Source organism: Streptomyces sp. NPDC101234, from assembly GCF_044767525.1.
Classification (GTDB): Bacteria; Actinomycetota; Actinomycetes; order Streptomycetales; family Streptomycetaceae; genus Streptomyces; species Streptomyces sasae.
Window position 1 is genome coordinate 169,053 of the sequence record NZ_JBIWOA010000015.1, and the last position, 24,375, is coordinate 193,427.

The 24,375-nt window shown below is 71.1% G+C and carries 24 protein-coding genes; 12 read left to right on the top strand and 12 right to left on the bottom strand.

Going from position 1 to position 24,375, the window contains the following annotated elements:
- Positions 1–855, bottom strand: a complete 855-nt coding sequence (locus ACIRR9_RS27250; protein ID WP_403756747.1) for a PaaX family transcriptional regulator C-terminal domain-containing protein — start codon at positions 853–855, stop codon at positions 1–3.
- Between the two features lie 288 nt (positions 856–1,143).
- On the opposite strand from ACIRR9_RS27250, the gene ACIRR9_RS27255 reads away from it, so the two are divergent.
- From ACIRR9_RS27255 to ACIRR9_RS27270, 4 genes are all read left to right on the top strand, one after another.
- Positions 1,144–1,749: a GPP34 family phosphoprotein gene (locus ACIRR9_RS27255; RefSeq protein WP_403756750.1), complete on the top strand. Its 606-nt coding sequence runs from the start codon at positions 1,144–1,146 to the stop codon at positions 1,747–1,749.
- Between the two features lie 318 nt (positions 1,750–2,067).
- Entirely contained in the window at positions 2,068–2,271 is a 204-nt protein-coding gene (locus ACIRR9_RS27260; protein WP_403756753.1) for a hypothetical protein, read from the top strand.
- A 277-nt stretch (positions 2,272–2,548) separates the two neighbouring features.
- Positions 2,549–2,908 (top strand): nuclear transport factor 2 family protein, encoded by a 360-nt coding sequence (locus ACIRR9_RS27265; RefSeq protein ID WP_403756756.1) that lies wholly within the window; start codon positions 2,549–2,551, stop codon positions 2,906–2,908.
- A gap of 51 nt (positions 2,909–2,959) precedes the next feature.
- Complete coding sequence (locus tag ACIRR9_RS27270; protein ID WP_403756759.1) at positions 2,960–3,538, top strand: hypothetical protein; 579 nt, start codon at positions 2,960–2,962, stop codon at positions 3,536–3,538.
- A 193-nt stretch (positions 3,539–3,731) separates the two neighbouring features.
- Here the strand turns inward: ACIRR9_RS27270 and ACIRR9_RS27275 are convergent, their stop codons facing one another.
- The 3 genes from ACIRR9_RS27275 to ACIRR9_RS27285 form a co-directional block, all read right to left on the bottom strand.
- Positions 3,732–6,833 carry an AAA family ATPase gene (locus ACIRR9_RS27275; RefSeq protein WP_403756762.1) on the bottom strand — a complete coding sequence of 1,034 codons (3,102 nt, stop codon included), beginning with the start codon at positions 6,831–6,833 and terminating at the stop codon, positions 3,732–3,734.
- A gap of 194 nt (positions 6,834–7,027) precedes the next feature.
- Positions 7,028–7,381, bottom strand: coding sequence for a VOC family protein (locus ACIRR9_RS27280; RefSeq protein WP_365338404.1), 354 nt, complete (start codon positions 7,379–7,381; stop codon positions 7,028–7,030).
- A 79-nt stretch (positions 7,382–7,460) separates the two neighbouring features.
- Entirely contained in the window at positions 7,461–7,685 is a 225-nt protein-coding gene (locus tag ACIRR9_RS27285) for a hypothetical protein (RefSeq protein ID WP_403756766.1), read from the bottom strand.
- A gap of 650 nt (positions 7,686–8,335) precedes the next feature.
- Between ACIRR9_RS27285 and ACIRR9_RS27290 the strand changes: the two genes are divergently transcribed.
- From ACIRR9_RS27290 to ACIRR9_RS27300, 3 genes are all read left to right on the top strand, one after another.
- Complete coding sequence (locus ACIRR9_RS27290) at positions 8,336–9,058, top strand: hypothetical protein (protein ID WP_403756768.1); 723 nt, start codon at positions 8,336–8,338, stop codon at positions 9,056–9,058.
- A 182-nt stretch (positions 9,059–9,240) separates the two neighbouring features.
- Positions 9,241–9,759 carry an alcohol dehydrogenase catalytic domain-containing protein gene (locus tag ACIRR9_RS27295; RefSeq protein ID WP_403756771.1) on the top strand — a complete coding sequence of 173 codons (519 nt, stop codon included), beginning with the start codon at positions 9,241–9,243 and terminating at the stop codon, positions 9,757–9,759.
- Positions 9,756–10,331: a hypothetical protein gene (locus ACIRR9_RS27300; protein ID WP_403756773.1), complete on the top strand. Its 576-nt coding sequence runs from the start codon at positions 9,756–9,758 to the stop codon at positions 10,329–10,331. Before ACIRR9_RS27295 ends, ACIRR9_RS27300 begins: the two co-directional genes overlap by 4 nt.
- Before the next feature lie 38 nt (positions 10,332–10,369).
- On the opposite strand, the gene ACIRR9_RS27305 is transcribed toward ACIRR9_RS27300, so the two are convergent.
- From ACIRR9_RS27305 to ACIRR9_RS27330, 6 genes are all read right to left on the bottom strand, one after another.
- Positions 10,370–11,614, bottom strand: coding sequence for a ThuA domain-containing protein (locus ACIRR9_RS27305; RefSeq protein ID WP_403756776.1), 1,245 nt, complete (start codon positions 11,612–11,614; stop codon positions 10,370–10,372).
- Between the two features lie 105 nt (positions 11,615–11,719).
- Positions 11,720–12,589: a carbohydrate ABC transporter permease gene (locus ACIRR9_RS27310; protein WP_403756778.1), complete on the bottom strand. Its 870-nt coding sequence runs from the start codon at positions 12,587–12,589 to the stop codon at positions 11,720–11,722.
- A complete protein-coding gene (locus ACIRR9_RS27315; RefSeq protein ID WP_403756782.1) occupies positions 12,586–13,545 on the bottom strand; it encodes a carbohydrate ABC transporter permease in 960 nt (319 codons plus the stop codon). Before ACIRR9_RS27315 ends, ACIRR9_RS27310 begins: the two co-directional genes overlap by 4 nt.
- Positions 13,539–14,840: an ABC transporter substrate-binding protein gene (locus ACIRR9_RS27320; protein ID WP_403756785.1), complete on the bottom strand. Its 1,302-nt coding sequence runs from the start codon at positions 14,838–14,840 to the stop codon at positions 13,539–13,541. The genes ACIRR9_RS27315 and ACIRR9_RS27320 overlap by 7 nt, the downstream gene beginning before the upstream one ends.
- The gene (locus ACIRR9_RS27325; protein ID WP_403756788.1) at positions 14,837–15,817 is read right to left on the bottom strand and encodes a GNAT family N-acetyltransferase; all 981 of its coding nucleotides are present in this window, start codon (positions 15,815–15,817) and stop codon (positions 14,837–14,839) included. The genes ACIRR9_RS27320 and ACIRR9_RS27325 overlap by 4 nt, the downstream gene beginning before the upstream one ends.
- 82 nt (positions 15,818–15,899) lie before the next feature.
- Positions 15,900–17,096 carry an exo-beta-N-acetylmuramidase NamZ domain-containing protein gene (locus ACIRR9_RS27330; protein ID WP_403756791.1) on the bottom strand — a complete coding sequence of 399 codons (1,197 nt, stop codon included), beginning with the start codon at positions 17,094–17,096 and terminating at the stop codon, positions 15,900–15,902.
- A 269-nt stretch (positions 17,097–17,365) separates the two neighbouring features.
- Between ACIRR9_RS27330 and ACIRR9_RS27335 the strand changes: the two genes are divergently transcribed.
- Positions 17,366–17,590, top strand: coding sequence for a hypothetical protein (locus ACIRR9_RS27335; RefSeq protein ID WP_403756794.1), 225 nt, complete (start codon positions 17,366–17,368; stop codon positions 17,588–17,590).
- A 171-nt stretch (positions 17,591–17,761) separates the two neighbouring features.
- Positions 17,762–18,076 carry a hypothetical protein gene (locus tag ACIRR9_RS27340; protein WP_403756797.1) on the top strand — a complete coding sequence of 105 codons (315 nt, stop codon included), beginning with the start codon at positions 17,762–17,764 and terminating at the stop codon, positions 18,074–18,076.
- A gap of 74 nt (positions 18,077–18,150) precedes the next feature.
- Here ACIRR9_RS27340 and ACIRR9_RS27345 read toward each other — a convergent pair whose 3' ends face one another.
- Positions 18,151–18,783, bottom strand: a complete 633-nt coding sequence (locus ACIRR9_RS27345; protein ID WP_403756800.1) for a LysE family translocator — start codon at positions 18,781–18,783, stop codon at positions 18,151–18,153.
- Between the two features lie 129 nt (positions 18,784–18,912).
- On the opposite strand from ACIRR9_RS27345, the gene ACIRR9_RS27350 reads away from it, so the two are divergent.
- Positions 18,913–19,848, top strand: coding sequence for a LysR family transcriptional regulator (locus ACIRR9_RS27350; protein ID WP_403756803.1), 936 nt, complete (start codon positions 18,913–18,915; stop codon positions 19,846–19,848).
- On the opposite strand, the gene ACIRR9_RS27355 is transcribed toward ACIRR9_RS27350, so the two are convergent.
- Positions 19,837–21,030 carry a hypothetical protein gene (locus ACIRR9_RS27355; RefSeq protein ID WP_403756805.1) on the bottom strand — a complete coding sequence of 398 codons (1,194 nt, stop codon included), beginning with the start codon at positions 21,028–21,030 and terminating at the stop codon, positions 19,837–19,839. The genes ACIRR9_RS27350 and ACIRR9_RS27355 overlap by 12 nt on opposite strands.
- Positions 21,031–21,204: 174 nt before the next feature.
- Between ACIRR9_RS27355 and ACIRR9_RS27360 the strand changes: the two genes are divergently transcribed.
- Together ACIRR9_RS27360 and ACIRR9_RS27365 are read left to right on the top strand one after the other, a co-directional pair.
- Entirely contained in the window at positions 21,205–22,650 is a 1,446-nt protein-coding gene (locus ACIRR9_RS27360) for a glyceraldehyde-3-phosphate dehydrogenase (RefSeq protein WP_365338448.1), read from the top strand.
- Between the two features lie 197 nt (positions 22,651–22,847).
- Positions 22,848–24,371, top strand: a complete 1,524-nt coding sequence (locus ACIRR9_RS27365; protein ID WP_403756808.1) for an alpha-N-arabinofuranosidase — start codon at positions 22,848–22,850, stop codon at positions 24,369–24,371.
- Positions 24,372–24,375: the final 4 nt, after the last annotated feature.

Sequence of the window (24,375 nt, forward strand, 5' to 3'; positions counted from 1 at the left end):
CTACGAGGTGTGGACGACCGCAAGCGCGTGTGCGCGCGCGGGCTCGCGCAGGGCCTTGTCGAGTTGTTCGAACAGCGCGCCGGCGGTGTCACCCTTCCAGCCCGCCGGCAGCAGGGTCAGCGGCAGGCCGGGGTCGCGGTACGGGAGCCGGCGCCACTCGGTGAGCATCGGCAGATAGACCGCGAACGCCTCCTGCGGGGCGACGCCGCCCGCGGCCGCGCGCTCGCTCACCGGCTGGTACCGCTCCAGGAAGTCCGCGTAGAGCGCGGTGAGCTCGTCGAGGTCCCACCACTCGCTGACCTTCGCCCGCAGGTCGCCGAAGGCGAAGTGGTCGCCGGTGAAGATGTCCACGTACGGCGTCAGTTCGAGGCGTTGCAGGGTGCGGCGGGTCTCGTCGGCGAGGATGCCGGGGGCCACCCACACACCGGGGGCCGCGGTGCCGAAGCCCAGGCGGGTCAGGGCCGTGCGCAGGGCGTGGCGCTTGTCCCGCTCGGACTCGGGCACGGAGAACACGACGACGAGCCAGCCGTCGTCGGCCGCGGCCCGGTTCCGCTCGAAGATACGTATGTCGCCTTCTTCGAGCACCTCCAGGGTGGCGTCGGCGACGGCGTACCCCGCGGCGCCCCCGTGCCGCTCGCCGCGCAGCACCCCACGCCGCTTCAGCCGGGAGACCGCGGACCGTACGGCCTGCCCCTCCACGCCGAGGTCGGCCATCAGGCGTATCAGGGAGGCCACGGAGAGCCAGTTGTGCTCACCGCGCGCGTACAGCCCGAAAAGGGTGATGATCAGGGGGCCCAGACGGCTGTCCCGCCCGCCCGCGCCGACGGCGGACGACGACTCGACTTCCGCTGTCATGTCCACCCACCTCCGGCCGATGTCACCCTTCTGATCGCCAAGCAGCCTATCGCGCATACCGGCGCCGCACCGGCCCTGCGGATCACCGTCGGCGGGTCCCGCGCCTCGACCTCGTCGTGCTGCGGGTCGCGGCCGCGCGGCACATGGTGGTGGTACGGCACGGGCGGGAGGGGTGACCGGTGCGGGTGAAGGGCGAGAGACTGCGGGGCATCCGTCCCGGGCATCGTATTCGTCCGCGTCACTGTTGCCTGTGATGCCTCCGTCGCCATCTCTGTTGGGGAGTCCGACATGACCACACCGCGGGACCTGTTCATCGTCACCGTGTACGACGCCGCCACCCGGCCCGTCGAACAGGGCGACCTGTCGCTGGCGCTCGCGGGAGCCGAACTGGTCGATCTGCTGGACGCCGGGGCCGTCACCCTCGACGACGAACTCATCGTGCCCGCTCCCGAGGGCGGAACCGGCGACCGGCTCCTCGACGAGGCGGTGGCTGCGCTGACCCGTCAGGCGCCGTACGAGTCGGTCGAGGACTGGCTGTGGCGCCGGGGGCGTGGCCTGTCCGCCGCCTACCTCGCCGTACTGGAGGCGGACGGCACGGTCGCCCGGCAGCGCCGGCGCTGGCTGCCGCTGCCGACCGAGCGGACGGAGCTGGCCGACTCGCCGGAGCGGGCCCGCTCGCACGAGCGCTGGACGTCGGGCGAGCCCGTGCTCGCCTCGCTGGCGGCGGCCGTGGGGATCCAGGACGAGGCGCCCGAGGACCTCGCGGGTGCGGCCTCCGACGCGACCGTGACGGTGGTGGCCGCCGTGACCGGCGCGGTGACGGAGCTGGCCGCCGTACGGCAGCGACGGGAGATCGAGGACGCGGCCTTCGACAACGTCTGGCGCGGCCTGTAGCGGTGCCTGCCGTGCGGTGCGTCCCGGAGGATGTCCGCCGCGCCGGCAGGGACGCCCGGCCCAACGGACCGAGGCGGGACTCGGCCGACGGTGGCCGGGCCGCCGTTCACCCTGCCTGCGTGGCGTCGGCGAAGAGCGCCACGCGGCCGTGCGGGGCGTTGTCGCCGACCGCCCTGCCCCGGCGGGGTGCCGGGTGTCGTCGTCGGACAGGCAGGTCTCGACGAGCGACAGACCGACGTAACCGGGTGCCGCGCCGGAGAGCGGCGGCCGGCCCGGGACCACGCATCGTCAGCGCCCGCCAGCAGGCCCGTGACGACGGTGGTGCCATCGAACGCCGCCGCCCTCGGCGTCCACTGCACGCGCACGGTCGAGCAGGCACTGTGCGCCGCGGGCGCCGTCTACCGCCGGAACGACTCGGTGTTCGTCCCTCACGTCGTGCACGACGGAAGGCTGCACACGGGCCGGAACCCGGCCTCGTCCGAGGCTCCGGCAATCGAGTTCGCCCAGGACATGCGGTCATGACAGCCGCAGCGGTCTCCCCGGCCGGCCTCTCGACGGCGCCCGGGACAACCTCTGCACGCCCCGGCGCTCCGCCCGGCGCACCTTGGCTGACCTCGGCCAGGGTGCGCGTATCGAGGCGTGAACGAGGGGCGGTTCTCGTGGGGCGCTCCTGGTTTGTTCCGGTAGAACTTCCGGTAGTCCGTCCGGTTCTTCTTCCTGGTGTCCCCGCCTGTCTCGATGTTCTGCTGTACGCGGTCAAGCAGCCCCCCTCCTCATCGAGTACAGGAAGGTGCCGCCCGTGAACGACCTCGGTTCCCGGACTCCTCAGGAGATCTTCCAGAGCCACGGCAAGGCGCTCCTTGCCGAGGACCTGGACGGGATCGTCGCGAACTACGCCGCCGACGCGGCCTTCATCACCCCGGACGGCGTCCGGCACGGCCGGGACGGCGTGCGCGAGGGCTTCGCCCGGCTGTTCGCCGACCTTCCCCACGCCAAGTGGGACCTGACGATCCAGACCTTCGAAGGCGATGTCCTCTTCCTGGAGTGGTCCGCCGAGTCCGACACCAGCCGGGCGCGGCACGGCGTGGACACCTTCGTCTTCCGCGACGGACTCATCCAGACCCAGACCGTCCGCTACGCACTGACCCCGAAGAGCTGACGAGACCGGACTCAGCAGGGACAACCCGAAACGACCGTGAAGGAGTGTTGCGTGTCACCGTTACGTGCCGTCTTCCGCTCCACTCAGGTGCTTCGTCTGGCGGTGGCCGCCCTGAGCGCGGCCTTCCTCGCCACTGCGCCCGCCGCGCACGCCGCGCACGCCGATACGAGCGCGCAGCCGGCCGACCTGTCCGGCCGCTTCGTGATCGCGAACGCCAACCAGCACATGGTGCTGTGCGCCGACCCGAACAGCACCATGGCGACCGTCGAGCCGCTCACTCTCACCATTGACCCCTACTGCGTGTGGAAGCAGGGCGGGGACGACAGCGACTTGATCATGTACAACGCTGCCAAGGACATGGTCCTGGGCATCAACAAAATCGGACCGTTCTACAACGGCGAGACCGTCGACCTGATGCCGTTGGAGACGTCGAACGGCTACGAGCACTGGAAGTGGGGGGTGATGGACTCGTCCGGCCTCATCGGCCTTCCGTTGCTTGCCCTCAAAGACCAAAGCTTCAACCTGAACGCTCACGACGGCGCCGGCAATTACGTCACCATCACCGACGCATACCAGCCGACCAGGCCGGACCAGAGCTGGACCACGGTCTCGGTCTCGGTCTCGGGCTGAAGGTCCCGCCAGGATGGCGACTCGTGAGCTTTTGAGCGTTTCTGTCGGTGCCCGATGGTGAGGGCACCGGCGGAATCCGCCGGTCCGCAGCCGGTGGTCCGCCGGTGCGGCAGGGGAGCCGCACCGGTCGTCCGCCCTCGGGCCACGGCAGGGCTCGGGCCTCTCGCACCGGGGGGTCCGGGCCCTGCGGCACTCACCGGCCGTGGCCGGCCCCGGCCAGGCGCACCAGTTCCGCCCTGCCGGTCACCCCCAGCCTGCGGCCCGCTCGTTCCAGCATTCCGGTCACGTCCTGCGGTGTCAGCAGCAGGGCCTGAGCGATCTGCCGGTCACTGTGACCGGCGCCGACCAGCTCCACCACCCGGTGTTCGGTCGGCGAGAGGCTCGGAGCCACCGGCGGCGCGGCTTTCGGGCGCACCCCCAGCTCGGCCAGCGCCCGGCGCACCCGGCCGGCCAGGAGGAGACTGCCGCAGGTCTCGGCGAGGTCCAACGCCTGGGTGAGAATCCGGCGGCCCTGGTCGGCCTCTCCCCTGCGCGACAGCGCGACGCCCAGCTCGTACCGGGCCCGGGCCAGTTCCAGGCGGGCCGGAGACCGCTCCAGCACGGCGACGGCCTCGCGCAGGAGGGCCTCGCCCTCGGGGCCGCCCATGACGACACCCAGGCAACGTGACGCCAGGCCGATCACTCGCCCGGTGCCCCAGCGGTGGGCCGACTCCAGTTCCTCGGTCGCCAGCTGGAGCGCATCGGTGCGCTGTCCGAGCGCCAGGTGCAGCAGCGCCGCCTGTGACCGCCAGGGCGCCCCGGTCAGGTTCGCGACCCGCGTCCGCTTCTCCTGTGCTCCGTACTCCAGCAGGACCGTGAGGGCGGCGGCCGGATTGCCCCGCGCTGCGTACACCCGGCTTCGTGCGAGGTGCATCGGCCCCTGCCACAGCCAGCCGGCCCGATCGGTGTCGGCGTCCGCCACCAGCACCCGTCCCGCCGAGGTGGGGTCGCCCCGCTCGAGCAGCGATTCGCCCACCTGGACCATCAGCGCCAGCCGCGGCCGATGTTCCAGGCCCTCGCCGGTCGTTGCGGCGGGATGTCCGAAGTCCGGGGTGAGCGCCAGTTGTTGGCCCCGACGCTCACGGACCTTGAGCTGCCAGATCATCGCCGACGACACCATGAGGAACACGCCCCATCGCGCGCCGATGTCGCCGATCTGGTCGAACCGCGCCGCCGCGTCGTCGAGCCGGTCGGTGGTCATGTAGGCCATCCCGGCCAGGCTCACCAGCAGCTGCGACTGGTCCACGGCCGCCAACCCGCCGCGCATCGCCCGGTCCAGGAGGCTGTTGGTGACCGCGGCGCCGCCGTCCCCGACGATGGTCGAGGCGGCGAGCGCGGCCAGGACCGCGCACTCACCCGGAGTGTCACCGGCCAGCTTGTGGCCCTGCAGCCGGTTTGCGAGTTGCCGGGCCGCGGGGAGGGTGGACAGCTGGTCGTAACCGATCAGGAGCATCTGGGCCTGCAGAAACCATGACACCTCACGGGCCAACCCGGTGCCGTCGTCGGCCTGCCGCAGGTCCTCCACCGCGCGGGCGAGCACCTCGACGGCGTCCGCGTGCTCATGCCCGAGGAACAGCGCGTTGGCGAGCAGATAGGCCGCCTGGGCGCGGGAGTACGGGTCCGTCAACACGGCGGAGGCCTGCGTCAGATGATGCCGCGCGGCGCCGACGTCGAGCTGTAACTCGTCCTCGCCCAGCTCCAGAAGCAGTGGACCGCGTTCTTTGCCGGACATCGGTTCCCGCAGGGCCCGGCGCAGATAGGCCGCGGTGATCTCCGGGGCACCGCGGCCGCGCGTGGCCCGCGCCGCCTGCCGCAGGACCTCGACCCGCCAGGCCTCACCGCTCGGTTCGGCGAGCAGCAGATGGGCGGCAACCAGATCGCCGGCCGCCCCCTCGCGCCGCAGCAGTTCGGCCGCCCGCGCGTGTCCGGCGGCCAGCTCCACCGGTCCGTCGACGGTCTCGGCGATCGCGGCGCGGACCAGGGGATGGTCGAACCGCGGCACCGCACCAGGTGCCAGCACTCCGATCCGCTGCAACCGGCGGCCGTGCTCCCGGCCCTGCGCCTCGCCCAACTCCGCCAGTTCGGCCGCGAGATGCCAGTCGGCCCCGTCCCCCAGCACCGCCAGGGCCTCGGCCAGACGCCGGGTCGGCTCCGGCTGGCCCGCCAGCCGCCTGACCACGGTGTCCGCCAGGATCCGGCCGCGGAACTCCTCGACCAGGTGTGCCTGGTCGCCGACGGGTCTGACACCGTTGTCGGCGAGGGTCCGCAGCAACTCGCGCAGCAGCAGGGGGTTGCCCTGGGCGGCCTCGGCGCAGGCGGCGGCGAATCGCGGTTCGGCTTCCTGGCCCAGACTCGCGCGCACCAGCCGGGCCACGCTGTCGGCGCCCAGCGCCGGCAGTCCGACCGGCAGGCAGTCCGGCTGGGCGGCGATCCGCTCCAGCAGCGGCTCGGCCTGGGTTCCGCTGTCGGGCCGTGCCGTCAGCACCAGCAGCAACGGCAGACCGCGCAGACGCCGCGCCAGGTAATCCAGCCATCGTAAGGACGGGCCGTCCGCCCAGTGCACGTCGTCGACCACCAGAGCGACCGGCCCGTCATCCGTGACATGCACCATCAGCCAGTACAGGCTGTGCAGCAGGCCCAGTGACGCCTCGGAGGACAGCCCTCCGCCCTCGTCGGCTCCGGCCACCCGCAGGGCGTGCGACGCCGGCTCCGCCGGGCCCGACAACAGCCGCTCCCGCTCGGCACCACCGGCCCGGGCCAGCAGCGGCTCGGTCAGCTGTCGCAGCACCGAGAAGGCGAAGCACTGCTCCAGCTCTCCCCCGCTGCCCCGCACCACCCTTATGCCCCGCGACTGCTCGGCCGCTGCCCAGGCGTTCACCAGGGAGGTCTTCCCCATGCCCGCGCTCGCCCGCACCAGCACCACCGCACCCCGGCCGGCCCGGGCCTCACCCGCCGCACGCTCGAGTACCGCGAGCTGGCTGCGGCGGTCGAGCAGACCTGGTCCCGTCACACCGTCATCGGCCTCGGGCCCGCCCTGCCGACCGGAACGGCCGACGGCGAGCAGTGCGGCAGCGTCGGCCTCGGCCAGCGCCAGCGCCGACACCAGCAGCTCCACCGTGCGCCGCTGCGGTCGCTCCCGGCGGCCCCGTTCCAGATCCCTGATCGACCTGGCCGACAGCCCTGCGGCCTCGGCGAGCCCCTCCTGCGTCAGCCCCGCGGTCCGGCGTAACTCCCGCAACATTTCACCGAACGTCATCACACGCCCCCCAGGGTCGGCCAAGGACGCCGACCACCGGGAAAATGTGACGGTATGTCGTCGTGCCACCACTGATCATCAGTGCCGGATCAGGACCCTACCGGGGGACCGCAAGGCCTGCCAGTACGACTTCCAGCCCTCGGGCTCCAGGGAGTGTCTCGATCAACTCCCCTCCCTAGTCGGACAGTTGAGCATCAGGCGGGCTGCCACAGCTCGATGCGGTTGCCCTCGGGGTCGGTGACCCAGCCGAATCGGCCGACGCCTTCCATGTCCTGTGTCTCTCCGGCCACGTCCGCTCCCTTGGCCCGCAGTTGTGCGAGCATCGCGTCCAGGTCGCGGACCCGGAAGTTGAGCATGGTCTGCTGGGCGCGGGACCCGAAGTAGTCGGTCCCGGACTCGAACGCCGCGAACACCGTCGGTCCGGCTTCCTGGCTCCACAGTCCGTTCTCATCGGCGTCCAGGCCCAGGCAGTCGCGGTACCACGCGGTCAGGGCCGCCGGGTCGGCGGCACGCAGGAAGTAACCACCGATTCCAAGCACACGTTCCATGCCGACATCCTGCCAGCACGGCGACCGGGTACGCCGGTACCACCACGCGACCGGGGAACGCGGACGGACATCCGGTTGTTCAGCTGCCCGTGAGCTGGTTTCCCGGCTGCGCGCTCGCGCCCGGCAGCGGATCGAGCAGGCGATGAGGCTCGCGCAGCCCCGTGGCGACCGGGTCCGTGCGCGCTCCCTCGCCCGGGTCTCCCAGGGGGATCGCCATGACGTCCTGCGGCTGCGGGACCACGCCGCCTGCGGCACAGCGTGCCGTGGGGTCGATCGGCTCGCCGCACCCGGCGTGCGTGAACACCCGACGGGGCTCGCGCTCACCGGTAATGGGACAGGGCCTCCGCGGCTGGCCAGGGTGGGACGCCGTGCGGTGACCGGACTCACGCGCGCCAGGGGAGCTGTGCAAGCCGGCCCCCGAGCACCTTGGGGTTGACCAGTGGATGAGCTGTTCGGGCGGGACGGGGAACGGGTTCGGCTGGCCGCGGCCATGGACACCGCCCGGCGCGGGATGAGTGCGGTCCTTGTGCCGCGGGGCGGACACGCCCCGCGGCACACGTGATGGGCCCCGCCGCCGACTACGGGCCGCACGGGATGCCGCCGTACCCCCGGTGCCGGAGCGTGGTCGTGACGGCGCCGTGCCCCGCGGCGGCGCCCGCCCACACCCCGGCCCGGGGGCCCGCGCCGAAGGCCGAGGCCGCCGGGGAAGCGAGAGGAAACGACCACGACGTAACCCGTATCGCCGGCCACCGTGGTTCTCGTGCACGGCGCGTTCGCGAGATCGGGTGACACCCTGCAGACACCACGGGACGGCAGTCACGTGGACGTTTCCACGGGATCCGGAGGACCGGACGATCCGGAGGACCGGACGATCCGGAGGACCGGACGATCCGGAGGACCGGACGATCCGGAGGACCGGACGATCCGGAGGATCTGGAGGATCTGGAGGAGAACATGACCGATCTGCTCTCAGAGGCTCTCGAGGCCCACGGCGGCCTGCAGCGGTGGAACCGGTTCACGGCCGTCACCGCCACCATCGTCAGCGACGGAGAGCTGTTCGCGGGCAAGGGCCTGCCCCAGGATCTCCAGCCGCGCCGGATGACCGTCGCGCTGCACGAGGAACACGCCTCGGTGAGCCCGTTCGGGGCTCCCGGGCAGCACACGGACTTCACCGCGGGCCGTATCGCGGTCGAGCGCGCGGACGGCACCGTCGTGGCCGAACGGCTCGACCCGAGGAAGGCGTTCACGGGACACACCCGGGAGACTCCCTGGGACCCGCTGGACCGCGCCTATTTCAACGGCTACGCCCTGTGGACCTACCTCACCACCCCCTTCTTCGCGGTGATGAAGGGCATGGGTGTGGAGGAGGCCGAACCCTGGGACGAGTCGCCGACCGAGCGGTGGCGGCATCTGCGGGTCACCTTCCCGGACGGCATCGCGAGCCACAGCACCGTCCAGGACTTCTACTTCGGGGACGACGGCCTGCTCAGACGCCATGACTACCACGTCGACATCGCCGGCGGCTTCGCGGCCGCACAGTACGTCCACGACATCGAGGAGGCGGACGGAATCAAGTTCCCCACCAGGCGTCGGGCCTATCTGCGCCGGCCCGACGGGCGTCCCGACCACGACCATGTCATGGTCAGTATCGACTTGAGCGACGTCCACTACGCCTGACAGCGGCGGCGCGCCCCGGCCCGCCCGGTCTTCGGCGGTCGCGTGATCGGGGACACGACGCCACCACGCGCGGCACGTGATGTGGGATCGGGCAGCGGGCGGCACACTGTGTACACGGGCGGCGTTTCCGTGGCGGGGAAGCCGGGAGGGCCGGCGGGACCGTTCGTCGTCCGACGAATCACATGCTCGCGATCCAGCTCACGCAGTTCGGGGAGCCCGAGCAGAGCCTGAAGGTCGTCGACATCCCCGAGCCGGGGCCTCCCGCCGCGGGCCAGGCGCTGATCCAGGTGGAGTACGCCCCGCTGGACCACCACGACCTGCTGCTCGCACAGGGCGTCTATCCGGTCCGGCCCGAGCTGCCCCCCGACCCGGCGGCTCCGGTCAGCGGCCGGGTTCTGGTGCGGGTCACCGCGTTCCCGCTGCACCCTGGCGATCTCCAGGCCGTCGAGGCCTATCGGGGGACGGCCGCGCGGCCGGTTCCGGCAGGTGTGGAGGCGACGGGTGTGGTGGAGGCGATCGGCCCGCACACACGGGTGGCGGCGGGGGTCGAGGTAGGTGGGCGGGTCACGGTCTTCCCTCACCCGGGGGCGTGGTCCCGGTGGATCCTGGCCGACGCGGGGGCGGTCGTCGCCGTACCGGACAAGCTGTCGGACGAGGTCGCCGCGCAGGCCAGGAAGGAATCCTCAGCACGGCCGACATGACCGCCGACGTGCAGCAGCAGCGTCTGGTCTTCGAGGGCTTCACCGGCCCGGGGTTGCTCGGGGTGTTCACACCCGACCGGGTCGCGATCGAGACGCCGGACGGCGAGGTCGTCGCGGAACGCACCTCTCCTCGCGCGGCCTTCGCGGGGCACGGCCCGGACACCCCCTGGGACCGGCTCCACGGACTGTACTTCGCGGGCTACGCGATGTGGAACTACCTCACCGCTCCCTACCTGCTGACCCGTCCGGGTGTGGTGGTGGAGGAGCCGGAGCCGTGGGAAGACGGAGGCGTGAGCCGGCGCCGGCTGCGGGCGACGTTCCCCGAAGCCATCGCGACTCACGCCAGGGAGCAGACCTTCCACTACGACGACGCCGGGCTGCTGCGACGCCATGACTACGCCGCCGAAGTGCTGGGCAGCCCTCCGGCCGCGCACTTCTGCGAGAAGCACGTGACCGAATCGGGGCTGGTCTTCCCGACGCACCGTTATGTCGTGCCGATCGACGCGAACGGTGAGGTCCTGCCGGAGCCCGTCCTCATCACCATCGATCTCGCGGAGGTCTCCGTCGCCTGATCACTCCGCCGACCGGGCACCGGATGTCGGCGGGTGTCTCAGGACGGCAGTGTCCAGCTCTGGTTGGTGGCTCCCGAGCAGGACCAGATCTGCAGCCGGGTGCCGTTGGCCGAACTGGGGCCGGTGGCGTCGAGGCACTTGCCCGACTGCGGGTTGACCAGGGAGCCGTTCGAGCCCGCCTGCCAGACCTGCGATCCGGTGCCGTTGCAGTCGTAGAGCTGCACCTTGGTGCCGTCGGCGGTGCCGGCCCCGGTGACGTCCATGCACTTGCCGAGTGCGGTGAGCGTGCCGGAGCTGCCGACGGTCCAGTTCTGCGCGGTGGTGCCGTTGCAGTCGTAGAGCTGTACGGCGGTGCCGTTGGTGCTGCTCGCACCGGCGACGTCCACGCACTTGCCGCCGTAGCCGTGGATCGGGCCGGTGGCGCTCGTGGGCGGGGTGACGGGGCCGGACTGGCCGGACGCCCACTTGATCTCCTGGAGCAGGAGTTGGTTCTGCTGGGCGCTCGCGAACGTCGAGGACAGCGTGGTGTTGGTCGCGTAGTCCATCGCGTTGTGACCGAAGTTGTTGTAGACCATCTTGTAGTTGCGGTTGGACCAGACGATCGGGTAATTGCCGCTGTACCAGGTCTGGTTGGGGTCGGTGCCGATCGGGAAGGTGGACGGGGCCATCGAGGCGAGGATGTCGATGGCCGGGTTCTGCCGCAGGTCGTTCTGCCAGCTGTACCACTCGCTCACCGAGGACGTGATGGTGGACGGCAGGTTCGCGGTCGCCGGGTGCGAGGGGTCGTCGATCTGCAGGGTCTCCTGCGTCGGCCCCCAGGTGTTGCTCTTGAAGGTGCCGGTGCCGAGGAACGTGTTGTGGTACCAGGGCCAGTCGCTGGTGTCGTCGTTGTACGCGGAGACATGGAAGCCGATGAAGCCGCCGCCGCCCGCCATGTAGGTCTGGAACGCGGCCTGTTGGGACGCGGTGTGGGGGTAGTCGTCGAGGAACATGACGACCTGGTAGCCCGCGAGGGTCGCGGAGTTGAGCCGGCTCCAGTCGGTGGTCGCGGTGTAGGTGAAGCCGTTGGCCGCGCCGGCCTGCGGGAACCAGCTGTTGGCCTCGTGGTCGAAGCTGATGTGCGCCGCGTCGTACGTGCCGTCGTAGAAGGCGATCACGTTGACGGTGGTGGCGGCGCGGGCGCTGTGCGCGGGACCGGACAGCAGGCCGAGCACCACGGCGGCCAGGGCGAAGAGTCTCAACAGGGTGCGGGGCAAGGCTATGTGCCAGTGGGGGGTGATCATACGAGGACCTTCCTCGGACGCGACCGCAGGGTGACATGTACACGCGTTCTGCATTGAAGGCCCGGGTTCACGTACATGTCAATGGTTCAGACCAAGAGTCGGCGACTACTTGAGGCCGCTGAGCATGACGCCCCGGATGTAGTGCTTCTGCAGCAGCAGGAAGAGGACAAGGACCGGCAGGATGCTCAGCACAAGCCCGGCCATCACGATGGGCAGCGTGCGGGTCGGGTCGACGTAGTCCTGGAGGAACTGGATGCCGACGGGCAGGGTCATCACATCCGGGTTCGCGGTCGAGATCAGCAGCGCCCAGATGTACTCGTTCCACGCGTCGACGAAGGTCAGCAGGGCGAGCGTGACCAGCACCGGCCTGGTCTGCGGGACGACGATCCGCCACCACACCGCGAACTCCCCGGCGCCGTCGATGCGCGCGGCCTCCAGGACCTCGTCGGGGATGGAGATCATGAACTGGCGCGTCAGGAAGATCCCGAAACTGCTCACCAGGAACGGCATGGCGAGCGCCACGATGCTCACGGTCAGGCCCGCGCCGCCGCGCCCGAGCACGTCGTTGCCGCCCGCGAGCGGCCAGTGCACCAGGATCAGGAAGTGCGGGATGAAGAAGAGGAACGGCGGGAACATCATCGTGGAAAGGACGAGACGGAAGACGAAGTCCCGGCCGGGGAAGCGGAGTTTGGCGAGCGCGTAGCCCGCGAGGGACGACGTGAGCAGCACCGAGCCGGTGATCATGCCCGTGGCGACGACGCTGTTGCGGAAGAGCACCGGCAGGTCCAACTGGTGAATCGCCGCCCGGTAGTTGGACAGGTCGAACGCCTTCGGCAGGAAGCGGTACGGCAGTGTGCCGGCCTCGTCGGGTCCTTTGAAGGACGTCATCACCATGTCGAGGAACGGCACCACCGTGAGCACGGCGCCGGTGATGACCAGCAGGTACGACAGCCACGGGAAACGGCGGCGGATCACGCGTCCTCCCCCTTGCGCCGGAAGAGCCACAACTGGACCAGGGTGACCGCGAGGACCACCGTGAACAGCACGAAGGCGGCGGCGCTCGCGGTGCCCCAGTCGCCGTAGGAGAAGGCCTGCCGGTACATCTCAAGGGCGGCCACGTTCGTCGCGTCCCCAGGACCGCCCTTGGTCATCACGATGATCAGCGCGAACGACTGCAGTCCGGTGAGGAACTGGGTGATGCACACGAACAGCATGGACGGCCGCAGCAGCGGCAGGGTGATCCTCCAGAAGACGGTGCCGGAGCCTGCGCCGTCGAGCGCGGCGGCCTCGTAGTACGACTCCGGGATGGACTTCAGCCCGGCGGTCAGCACCAGGACCGCCGAGCCGACCGACGCCCAGGCCTGGACGACCACGACCGCGGGCAGCGCGGTGTCCGGGTCCTGGAGGAACGCCACCGAGCCGAGGCCGAGGGCGTTGAGGACGCCGTTGACGAGGCCGCCCGGCTCGTACATGTACTTCCATACGTTGCCGACGGCCACGACGGTCGTGACGATCGGCAGGAAGTACAGGGTGCGCCACAGGCCCTGGAAGCGGAGCTTGTCGATGCAGGTGGCGACGAGCACGGAGCCGGCGAGCGCGAGCACCACGGTGCCGAGGGCGAACAGCAGGGTGTTGGTGAGGATCGGCGCCAGGAACGTCGAGCCGTCCGCGAACAGACCGGCGAAGTTGTCCAGGCCGACCGGATCGATGCCGTCGAGGTCGAACCCGGCCCAGCGGGACATCGACAGCAGGAGCGCGAAGCCGAGCGGCAGGAGGAGGAAGACGGCGTAGAACAGCAGCGTCGGCGCCAGGAAGAGGTAGGCGACGACGGCCTGGCGGCGCCGGTGCCGGGCACGGCCGCGGACGCCGGCGGCGGACTTGTCGCGCGCCGCCCGCTCGGTCGCCTCCGGTGCCAGGGTGGCGTTCACCATGACAGGGACACCTCCTGGTCGACCTGGCGGCGGGTCGTGCGCAGGGCCTCGTCGACCGACTGCTGGCCGGTCCACAACGCCTCGATGTTCTTGCGGAGCAGTGACTTGGCCTGCTGTGCGCCGGGCACGTTCGGCTCCGGCACCGCGTAGGCCAGCGCGTCCAGGAACGGGTGGAGATTGGGATCGCCGCCTTCGCCGAGGAGGGTCCGCATGTCGTCGGCACGGCCGGTCAGGGAGCCGACCGACACCTGCAGGGCGCTCATCCGGGTCGCGCCGCGCACCTTCTCGGTGTTGAGCCAGCGCAGGAACTCCCAGGACTCGCGCGGGCGTTCGCTGGCCGTGTTGACCCCGAGCATGAAGCCGGTGGAGAGGGTGGCGCGCCTGCCGTCCGCCTCCGGGAGGGGCACCGGCGCCACACCGACGTCGCGATAGCCCTTGCCCATCAGGGCCTTCAGGTTCGCGGTCCACCAGCCGGCGCTGATCACCATGGCGACCTGCCCGGAAGCGAACGCGTTGTAGACGTTGACGCCGGGGTCGCTCGCGCCCTTGGCGACCAGGCGGCGCTCCAGATCGAACACGGCCCGGCCGGCCGGCGAGTCGATGGCGGTGCGTCTGCCGTCCGCCGAGACGAACCGCCCGCCGGCGGCGTTGAGCAGCGCGAGGGTCTGGCCGACGGTGGTGGAGTCGTCGAAGGTCGACAGCCCGAACCCCTGGACCAGCGCGTTGCCGTAGCCGTCCCGCCTGGCGGTGCGGTACGCCGTGTCCTCCAGTTCCTGCCAGGTGCGCGGCGGGCGGTCGACACCGGCCTCGCGCAGCAGCCGCCTGTTGTAGTAGAGGGCGTAGGTCTGCATTTCGGTCGGGTAGCCGTACACGCTGCCGCCGACGGTCGCGGAGCCGACAGCGGCCGCACCGTAACCCCGTCTGATCTCCTCGGCGTGCTCGGGAGGCGCGGGCCGCAGGACGCCTGCCTGGACGAGCTGGCCGTTCCAGAGGCAGTAGGGATGGAGGATGTCGGCGCCCTGGCCCGCGGCCTGCCGGACCATGAACGTGGTCAGCAGATCCGTGAACTCGACGGCTTTCGTCTGCACTTTGACCCGGTCGTGCAGGGCGTTCCACTCGTCGACCGGGCCCTGCAGAGCAGTCTTGAGCTCCCCGCTCGCGTAGTGGGAGAGCAGGGTGAGGACGACCGGGTCCCCGGGCCGCCCGGTGCCCCGGTGCGGCGCGGCGCAGCCCGAGACGAGCAGCGCCGAGGGCAGCGCGAGGGCGAAGTGACGGCGGCTCAGGGACGGCGTCACCGGTCGGTCTCCCGGCGCAGCACGCGGAACACCCGGGTCGTGGTGAAGCCGGTCTTGCGGTACAGGTGGCCGGCCGGGGACTGTGCGCCGGTCCACAGGAACCACGCGGAGTGGGCGCGCAGGGCCCGCATCCGCTGCAGGACCAGGTGCAGGAGGACTTCGCCGAGTCCGGTGCCGCGCAGTTCCTCCAGCACCCCGATCGGGCCGAACCGCTCGTCCACCGAGTCGAACGCGCCGTGCATCGCCCAGCCGACCATGCGGCCCGCGGGGTCCCGGGCGGTGACGATCCGGTCGAGCGGTGTACCCACCGTCAGGCACGCCCGGATCGTGCACGCCCAGTCCGGGCCGAAACGGCTCCCGGCGAGGGCGAGGAGATCGACCAGGTCGTCGTCGGACGGGGTGGCGAACCGGTAGCCCCGCGCGGTCAGTTCGTCCAGGCGGCGGGCGACGGCGTCCGGGAAGCGGTAGCCGGTCAGCACACGGTCCATCGCCGCCGCCTCGTACAGCGTGCGAAAGCCCAGCGAGTCGAGGAGTCCGGCCGCCTCGGGGTACGCCTCGGCGTCGAGACCGGGAAAGACGTAGTTCGGGGTGTACGAGGAGAAGTCCACCCGGGAACGGCCGTGGCCGCGCAGCCAGTCCAGGGCCTCGGTCAGCAGCAGGCGGCCGAGACCGCGTCCGCGGGCCGCCGGGTCGACGAAGAAGAACGGGATCCAGCCCTGCTCCGGCTCCAGATCGGTGCCGGCCAGCGGCGTCAGCCGGCGCACCGCGTAGGCGGCACCGACGACACGGTCACCGTCGACGGCGATCCGCAGGCCCTCCGGGTCGAAGTTGGGGTCGAGCAGCACCAGGGAACGGAAGCGGTCCGGGGTGATGGGATCGGCCGGCGCGCTCCGGCGCCACGCCTCCACCACCCCCGGACCGTCGCCCGCGCGGAAGCCACGGATCCCCGGCCGGGTCGTCGTCGTACGGTCGGTCATCGGCGGGGTCGTCCTTCCGGGCGTACGGCAGATCTTGCGACAGGGCTTGCGACAGATCTCGCGGCAGGTGGTGCGGCACGTCTCAGGCGTAGAGCAGGACGTCGTCGCCGGCCCACCGGCCGGGCGGGACCGGTGGTTCGCGGAGCGGCAGCGGGTCGTCGCCCGCGTCAACGGCGCGCCGCAACCGGTCGGAGCCCCACAGCAGGTCGACGAAGTGCCGGTGGCCGGTGTCCTCGGCGCCCTCGTCGGCGGTGTGCCAGGCGAAGTCGTCCGGGTGGAGCCGCCGTAGCGTGGCGAGCATGGCGACGGCGGTGCGTACGGGCATGAACGCCTCGCGGTCGGTGATGTGGAGCTGTACCCCGCGCAGCGGCCGCCCGGCGTGCTTGTGGAAGGCCGGCCGGTACCGCAGATCACGGAAGTGCACTCCGGGCAGGGCGAGTTCGGCCAGGGCGGGGGCGAACCGGGCGTCGATGTACGGGGCGCCGACGATCTCGAAGGGCTGTGTGGTGCCCCGGCCCTCCGAGAGGTTCGTCCCCTCGAAGAGGCAGGTGCCCGGGTAGACGGCGGCCGTGGTGGGCGTCGGAATGTTGGGCGAGGGCGCGATCCACGGCAGGCCGGTGGCCGCCGCGTCCATGGCGCGCCGCCAGCCGGTCATCTCGATCACCGTCAGGTCGGCGGCCCTGCCCGCCGCTCGGGGCACGGCCGAGACGTTGAGATGCCGGGCGAGTTCACCGCAGGTGAGTCCGTGCCGGACGGGGATCGGAGCGCGCCCGACGAAACTCGCCCACACCGGGTCGAGCAGCGGGCCCTCGCAGACGAGTCCGCCGAGCGGGTTGGGCCGGTCGGCGACCAGGAACCGGATGCCGGTACGGGCCGCCGAGACCATGAGGTCGAACATGGTCCACACGTAGGTGTAGAACCTGGCCCCGATGTCCTGCAGGTCGTACACCAGGGCGTCGACGCCGCTGTCGATCAGCATCTTGTCGAGCCGCTCACCGCTGCACCGGTAGGTGTCGTAGACCGGGAGGCCGGTGTCGGGGTCCGTCCCGGCGGCCTCGCCCGCTCCGGCCTGGGCGGTGCCGTGCAGTCCGTGCTCGGGGCCGAAGAGGGCGGCCAGCCGGGCTCCGGCGTCGAGCAGCGCGGGCGCGGCCGGGCGCAGGTCGGGAAGGACGCCGGTGTGGTTGGTCACCAGTCCGAACCGGCCGGGCCCGGCGAGTCCGGGCGCCGCGTGCAGCCGCGCGATCCCGGTCGTCACCGCGCCGCGGTCGTCCGTGTTCATGCCTTGCCCCGTCTGCCGGTGACACCTTCTCAGCAATGGTCGGGAACTTACTCTTTGGTCCCGGAATTCCCGTAATGAATCGCCGACGGATCGTGTGCCGCATGTGTCACCCGCACAGCCGGGGACGTTCCGTTCCCCGCAGGGGTGTTCGGGCTTCCCCGGGGCCGCTGCCCAGCCCGCGGAGTGATCCTTCGAGGGCCGGGTGCCCCGATGGTGTGACGGCACCGGTCACTCCGACTCCCGTCCGGGGCGGGGACGTTGAAACAGGCATGGGCCTCAGCGACACCCCTTCCTTCGTCCAGTTGTCCGACGCCTACTGGCTGGACAGCCCCCATCTGGCTGAGCGCGCCCCCGACCCGGCGCCCCCGGCCCCGACCCCGACCCCGACCCTGGTCCCGGTCTCGGTCCCGTCTCCCGGCTTCCCGTGGCGGACCGCGATGGTCGGTCTGTCGGCGCTCACCGTCGCGCTCGCGTTGGTCATGGCACTCGTATGAGTGCCGGGCCGGGCCGGAGCGTCACGACACGCCGACGGTTGTCGCCCGGACGTGGGACGTTTCCGTGTCGGCGGGGCGTCCGGACGCGGTGACGGTGTGTGATGGCGTCGGGCCTCGGCCTTTCCGCCGTCCCCGTCGTCACCGTTTTCATCGCTCACGAAGGACATCACGATGCGTCTCAGCCGTCCGCTCGCCGTCACTCTCGGCGGGCTCGCCCTAGCCGTCATCACCATGGGTCCGGCGTCCGCCGCCCAGGGTTCGTTCGTCTGGGTGGGGCCGAAGGGCACGGCGTACGCCATCCAGAACCCGCCGGACCGCAAGTGCCTCGACATGGCGCAGGAGGCGCGCGGGCCGCAGAACTCGACGAAGAAGGCGCTCGTCGTCTACAGCAAGCAGAAGTGCAAGGGCACCGCTCGCCGGCTCGGCCCCGGGCACTCGGCGCCCGGCAGCGTCCGCTTCGCCAGCGTGGTCTTCAACCCCCGCTAGGCCGAAGGCCGTACAGCCTCGGTGGCGCCGAACACGTTGTGGTGTTCGGCGCCACCGGTCTTCGTCCGCGCCGGTCAGACTCCCCCGGCCACCGCGACGCCCAGTGCGCACAGCACCACGCCGGTGACGATGTTCAGCCCGCGCCGCACCGCCGGGCGGGACACCAGGGCCCGGCCCCGGCCGACGGCCCAGGTGAAGAGCAGGTACCAGCAGACGTTGACGAGGGCCCAGAGGGCGCCCAGCGCGATGGTGCTCAGAAGCACGGGACCGTCCGTCGTGACGAACTGGGGCAGCACCGAGACGGCGAAGACACCGGCTTTCGGGTTGCCCAGCGCCGTACCGAGTCCGGCGCCGTACGCACCCCGGAGTCCGGCGGGACCCGCCGTCGTGGCACCCGGGCCGGAGGCCGAGGCGGCGCCCTGCCTCGCCGCCGACCTGAGGGTGTTGACTCCCAGCACCAGCAGCACAGCTCCGCCCGCGAGCCGCACCAGCAGATAGGCGTGCGGGTTGGCGAGGAGCACGGCGGAGAGGCCCACCGCGGCGGCGGTCGACCAGACGAGCAGTCCGGTGGCGTTGCCGGCGATCGTGGCCCGGGCGGGCCGGGGGCCGAACTCCAGGGTCTGCCGGATCATGAGGGCCTGCCCGGCGCCCGGGAGCATGGCCAGCAGCCAGGTGGTGATCACGAAGAGGGGCAGATGGATGGGCACGGCGCGGCCGACCTTCTTCCTGGTGCGGGGGACGATCTGGTGCGGGTGGACGATCTGTCACCAGGCTGGCGCGGGCCGCGCATGAAGAGAAGTTAGAGCCATGAGGGTCAGCATTAAGATGTCTTAGTGATGACCTCGGATCCCGGGCAGCTGCGCCTGCTCGCCATGATCGACCGTCATGGCTCGCTGACCGGCGCCGCCCACGCCCTCGGTGTGACCCCGGCTGCGGTGACCCAGCAGGTGGCCCGTGCGGAGCGGGACTGGAACGCGCCGCTGGTGGTGCGCGGGCCGCGCGGGGCGTCGCTCACACCGGCCGGGGCGCTGCTCGCGGAGCACGGCCGGGTCATCGACGAGCAGACGGAACTGGCCGGTGAGCGGCTCGCCGCGCTCCTCGGCCGTCTGTCGCTGCGCCTTCGGGTCGGCGCCTTCCTGGCCGCCGGGCTGCATCTGCTCCCGCCCGCCCTGACCGCGCTGCGGCACCGCTGTCCGCAGGCGGACGTGTCGGTGGAGGACCTGCTGTCCGACCGCGGCGTCGAACGGGTCACGGCGGGCGAGCTCGACGTCGCGGTGATCGCCTCCTGGGCCCTGCCCCCGGAACCCTCCCCGCACATCACCGTGCACACACTGCTGCGGGACCCGATGGTCATCGTCCTGCCCGACGACCACCCGCTGGTCACCGGGTCCCCCGCCGGCACACCCCTGCGCCTGGAGCAGCTCCGCGACGAGTCCTGGGTGACCATCCTGGCCGGACACGCCGCCCGCGAGCAGCTCGACCGGGCGGCGAACAGCGCCGGTTTCACTCCCCGGATCCGCTTCCAGACGGCGTCGTACGACCTCGCCCAGGCGCTCGTCGGAACCGGCATCGGCGTCGCCCTCGTCTCCCGGCTGGCCCTCACCCGGGCCCCCGGCACCACGCACCGCCCGCTCGCCGACCCGCCGCTCCACCGCGACCTGCACGCCGTGACCAGGTCCGACACCGCCCTCACCCCGCTGGCGGACGTCTTCCGGGACCTGCTCCTCGACGTGGCCGCCGATCTGAGGGACACCTGGCCGTCACAGGGGTGACCGGGCGACCGCCACGACATACGCCCCGAACAGCAAGGAGACCGCGGTGAGCGCGCCGACGACGACCACGGCCTGGGCCGGTCGGCTGCGCCAGCTCCTGACCAGGGCGCAGGCCAGGGGCATGAGCAGGGGGAAGGCGGGGAGCAGGAAGCGGGGCTTGGAGGAGAAGGAGCCCGAGCCGCCCAGGACCACCAGGAGCAGGACGCCCGCGAAGACCACCAGGGGCAGCGGGGCCCGGTCCAGGCAGAGCAGGCAGAACAGCAGGATCCCCACGGCGACGATCACCAGGGACGCCGCGTAGACGAAGGCGCCGCCGTGCAGCAGCAGGCTCTTGAGGAGGAGCAGGGATCCCCGGCCGAAGTCGAAGCGGGAGTCCCAGGCGCTCTGCACCTCGAAGTAGCCGTGCAGCAGGCTGCCCGTCCGTTGCCCCACCCACAGGACGTAGCCGAGCCAGCCGAGCGGGGCGAGCAGGCATCCCGCCCACAGCCCGGCCGGGACGCGCCCACGCCGTCGTACCGCTTCGTACGCGCCCGCGACCAGCACGGCCGCCGCGACCGCGAAGCCGCTGGGACGCGAGAGCCCCGCCAGCGTGGCCAGTACGCCGGCCCCCAGCCAACGGCCCTTGAGCAGGCAGTACAGGGACCAGGCCGCGAGGGCGGAGAAGAGGGACTCGGTGTAGGCGACGGTGAGTTCGACCGACTGGGGCAGTACGGCCCACAGGGCGACGAGCGCGGTGGCCACGGATCGGCCGTACAGGTGATCGCCGATCCGGTAGACGCCCCACGCGGCGACGACGGCGGCGGTCCAGGCGACGGCCAGTGCGGCCTTGCCAGGAGTGAGCGGCAGGATCGTCGTCAGGGCGCGGACGAGCCCGGGGTAGAGCGGGAAGAACGCCCAGTCGGTCTGTACGGCTCCCCTGCGGGTGATGGTGATGAGGTCCCCGTAGCCGTGTGCGGCGATGTGCAGGTACCAGCGGGCGTCCCAGAGGTGGGCCAGGTTCTTGACCAGCGGGTGTCCCATGGCGTGGTTGGCCACGACGACGACGGCCACTCCGGCGAGCCGCACCGCCGTGAACAGCGCGAGGGCGGGCAGCAGGCCGGAAGGAGGGCGGCGGACGACCGCCGGGCGGGCGGGAGCGAACTTCGCGGGCGACTCGGGCCGCGGAACGGAGGACGTGCTCACGTTCCGACCATCGGCAGTGACAAGCGGTCGCGCAACGCGACACCGGCGCTTCTCGCGGTCTTCCGCACCGGTTCGGACCCACGCGACCCGCATCACATAGGGACCCCCTTGATCGATCATTCACCCCTCGGTTTAGCATATGAGCGCCACCTAGCTCGATCGAGAGATGGATCTGTGACTGTCAACGACGACTCGTTCACCAACTGGAAGCATCGCGAGGAGATCGCGGAGTCGATGATCCCGATCATCGGGAAGCTGCACCGGGAGCGGGACGTGACGGTCCTCCTCCACAGCCGCTCCCTGGTGAACAAGTCGGTGGTCAGCATCCTCAAGACCCACCGCTTCGCCCGCCAGATCGACGGCGCCGAGCTCTCGGTCACCGAGACGATGCCCTTCCTCCAGGCGCTCACCACGCTGGACCTCGGCCCCTCCCAGATCGACATCGGCATGCTCGCCGCCACCCACAAGGCGGACGACCGGGGTCTGAGCGTCGAGGCGTTCACCGCGGAGGCGGTCGCCGGGGCCACCGGCGCCAACAAGATCGAGCAGCGGGAGCCGCGGGACGTCGTCCTGTACGGCTTCGGCCGCATCGGCCGCCTGGTCGCCCGGCTGCTCATCGAGAAGTCCGGCTCCGGCAACGGCCTCAGGCTGCGGGCCATCGTGGTGCGCGGTGGCGGCGGCGAGGACATCGTCAAGCGCGCCTCGCTGCTGCGCCGCGACTCGATCCACGGCCAGTTCCAGGGCACGATCACCGTCGACGAGGAGAACAGCACGATCCTCGCCAACGGCAACGAGATCAAGGTGATCTACGCCGACGACCCGTCCGCCGTGGACTACACGGAGTACGGCATCCGGGACGCCATCCTCATCGACAACACGGGCAAGTGGCGCGACCGCGAGGGTCTGTCGAACCACCTGCGCCCGGGTATCGAGAAGGTCGTCCTGACCGCGCCCGGCAAGGGCGACGTCCCGAACATCGTGCACGGCGTCAACCACGACACGATCAAGCCGGACGAGCAGATCCTGTCGTGCGCGTCCTGCACCACCAACGCGATCGTGCCGCCGCTGAAGGCGATGGCCGACGAGTACGGGGTGCTGCGCGGGCACGTGGAGACGGTCCACTCGTTCACCAACGACCAGAACCTGCTGGACAACTACCACAAGTCCGAGCGTCGCGGCCGGTCCGCGCCGCTCAACATGGTGATCACCGAGACGGGTGCCGCCTCCGCCGTCGCCAAGGCGCTGCCCGACCTCAAGGCGCGGATCACCGGCAGCTCGATCCGGGTGCCGGTGCCGGACGTGTCGATCGCGATCCTCAACCTCCAGCTGGCCCGCGAGGCCTCCCGTGAGGAGGTCCTCGACTACCTCCGCGAGGTGTCGCTGACCTCGCCGCTGAAGCGCCAGATCGACTTCATCACCGCTCCCGACGCGGTCTCCAGCGACTTCATCGGCTCGCGGCACGCGTCGATCGTCGACGCCGGCGCGCTGAAGGTGGAAGGCGACAACGCGATCCTCTACCTCTGGTACGACAACGAGTTCGGCTACTCCTGCCAGGTGGTCCGGGTCGTCCAGCACGTCTCGGGCGTGGAGTACCCGACGTTCCCGTCCCCGGCGGTCTGATCTCCTCGCTCACCCGGCTCACCTCCCTTGTGTCAGAGGGGAGGTGAGCCGTCCGCTTTTCGCGCCCGCGCCTTCCCTCCCGCACCGCACCCTTGACGCTCACCCGGAACCGATGGCAACGTTTTTATCGATACAAAGGATCTCTTGATTACCACTGCCCCGCTGCCCCGCTGTACCGGATCCCGACAGGAGCACCCGTGTCCACCGCCACCGCGATCATCAACCTCGACATCGAGGGCCCGACGATCAGCCGCCATCTCTACGGCCACTTCGCCGAGCACCTCGGACACTGCATCTACGGCGGCTTCTGGGTCGGCGAGGACTCCCCCGTCCCCCATGAGGGCGGTATCCGCCTCGACGTAGTCGAAGCCCTGCGCGCCCTGGACATCCCCAACCTCCGCTGGCCCGGCGGCTGCTTCGCCGACGAGTACCACTGGCGGGACGGCATCGGCCCGCGCGAGCAGCGCCCCCGGATGGTCAACACCCACTGGGGCAATGTCGAGGAGAACAACCACTTCGGCACCCACGAGTTCATGGCCCTGTGCGAACTCCTCGGCGCCGAGCCCTACATCAGCGGCAACGTCGGCTCGGGCACCGTCCGCGAGATGAGCGAGTGGGTCGAGTACCTCACCCGGGACGGCGACAGCCCGATGGTGCGGCTGCGCAAGGAGAACGGCCGCGAGGAGCCCTGGCGGGTGAAGTACTGGGGCATCGGCAACGAGACCTGGGGCTGCGGCGGCAACATGCGCGCCGAGTACTCCGCCGACCTGGCCCGCCAGTACGCCACCTACTGCCGCGACCACGGCGACAACAAGCTCTACCGCATCGCGTCGGGCGCCTCCGACGCCGACTACAAGTGGACCGAGACCCTGATGCAGCAGATCAGCTGCTTCGGCTGCGAGGCCACCCCGAAGAACTTCTTCCAGGGCCTGTCCGTCCACTACTACACCCTCGCGGGCCCCTGGGAGGCCAAGGGCAGCGCCACGGAGTTCGACGCCGAGGACTACTACCGCACGATGCTGTCGGCCCGCCGCATCGACCGCATCCTCGCCGGCCACTCCACGGTCATGGACGTCTACGACCCGGGCCGCACGGTCGGCCTGGTGCTGGACGAGTGGGGCACCTGGTGGGACGTGGAGCCCGGCACCAACCCCGGCTTCCTCTTCCAGCAGAACACCCTGCGGGACGCGCTGGTGGCGAGCACCCACTTCGACATCTTCCACAAGCACGCGGCGCGCCTGCACATGGCCAACATCGCCCAGACCGTCAACGTGCTCCAGGCCATGCTCCTCACCGACGGCGACGCCCTGGTGCTGACCCCGACCTACCACGTCTTCGAGATGAACAAGGGCCACCAGGACGCGACTTCGCTCCCGGTGCACCTGCGCGCCGAGGGCGCCCGCCGCCGCGTCGGGGACGCCGAACTCGACACCCTCTCCGCCTCCGCCAGCGTCAAGGACGGCCAGGTCCTGATATCGGTGAGCAACCTGGACGCCGGGGAACCCGCCGAGATCACCCTCGACCTGCGCGGCGGCACCCTCGGCGAGCCGACCGCCCGCATCCTGACGGCCGACAAGCTCCAGGACCACAACACGCCCGAGGCGTCCACGTCGGTGGCGCCGCGGGCCTTCGAGGGTGTGACCGTCACCGCCGACGGCCTCAAGCTCACCCTCCCGCCCCACTCGTTCGTCACCGTCCAGGCCCCCCTCGACCAGCGCTGACCCC

What these genes read in the sequence shown, in the direction of transcription:
- ACIRR9_RS27250 (WP_403756747.1), bottom strand. Translation starts at nt 855, where the DNA reads ATGACAGCGGAAGTCGAGTCGTCGTCCGCCGTCGGCGCGGGCGGGCGG.
- ACIRR9_RS27255 (WP_403756750.1), top strand. Translation starts at nt 1,144, where the DNA reads ATGACCACACCGCGGGACCTGTTCATCGTCACCGTGTACGACGCCGCC.
- ACIRR9_RS27275 (WP_403756762.1), bottom strand. Translation starts at nt 6,833, where the DNA reads ATGACGTTCGGTGAAATGTTGCGGGAGTTACGCCGGACCGCGGGGCTG.
- ACIRR9_RS27280 (WP_365338404.1), bottom strand. Translation starts at nt 7,381, where the DNA reads ATGGAACGTGTGCTTGGAATCGGTGGTTACTTCCTGCGTGCCGCCGAC.
- ACIRR9_RS27290 (WP_403756768.1), top strand. Translation starts at nt 8,336, where the DNA reads ATGACCGATCTGCTCTCAGAGGCTCTCGAGGCCCACGGCGGCCTGCAG.
- ACIRR9_RS27295 (WP_403756771.1), top strand. Translation starts at nt 9,241, where the DNA reads ATGCTCGCGATCCAGCTCACGCAGTTCGGGGAGCCCGAGCAGAGCCTG.
- ACIRR9_RS27300 (WP_403756773.1), top strand. Translation starts at nt 9,756, where the DNA reads ATGACCGCCGACGTGCAGCAGCAGCGTCTGGTCTTCGAGGGCTTCACC.
- ACIRR9_RS27305 (WP_403756776.1), bottom strand. Translation starts at nt 11,614, where the DNA reads ATGATCACCCCCCACTGGCACATAGCCTTGCCCCGCACCCTGTTGAGA.
- ACIRR9_RS27315 (WP_403756782.1), bottom strand. Translation starts at nt 13,545, where the DNA reads ATGGTGAACGCCACCCTGGCACCGGAGGCGACCGAGCGGGCGGCGCGC.
- ACIRR9_RS27325 (WP_403756788.1), bottom strand. Translation starts at nt 15,817, where the DNA reads ATGACCGACCGTACGACGACGACCCGGCCGGGGATCCGTGGCTTCCGC.
- ACIRR9_RS27330 (WP_403756791.1), bottom strand. Translation starts at nt 17,096, where the DNA reads ATGAACACGGACGACCGCGGCGCGGTGACGACCGGGATCGCGCGGCTG.
- ACIRR9_RS27335 (WP_403756794.1), top strand. Translation starts at nt 17,366, where the DNA reads ATGGGCCTCAGCGACACCCCTTCCTTCGTCCAGTTGTCCGACGCCTAC.
- ACIRR9_RS27340 (WP_403756797.1), top strand. Translation starts at nt 17,762, where the DNA reads ATGCGTCTCAGCCGTCCGCTCGCCGTCACTCTCGGCGGGCTCGCCCTA.
- ACIRR9_RS27350 (WP_403756803.1), top strand. Translation starts at nt 18,913, where the DNA reads ATGACCTCGGATCCCGGGCAGCTGCGCCTGCTCGCCATGATCGACCGT.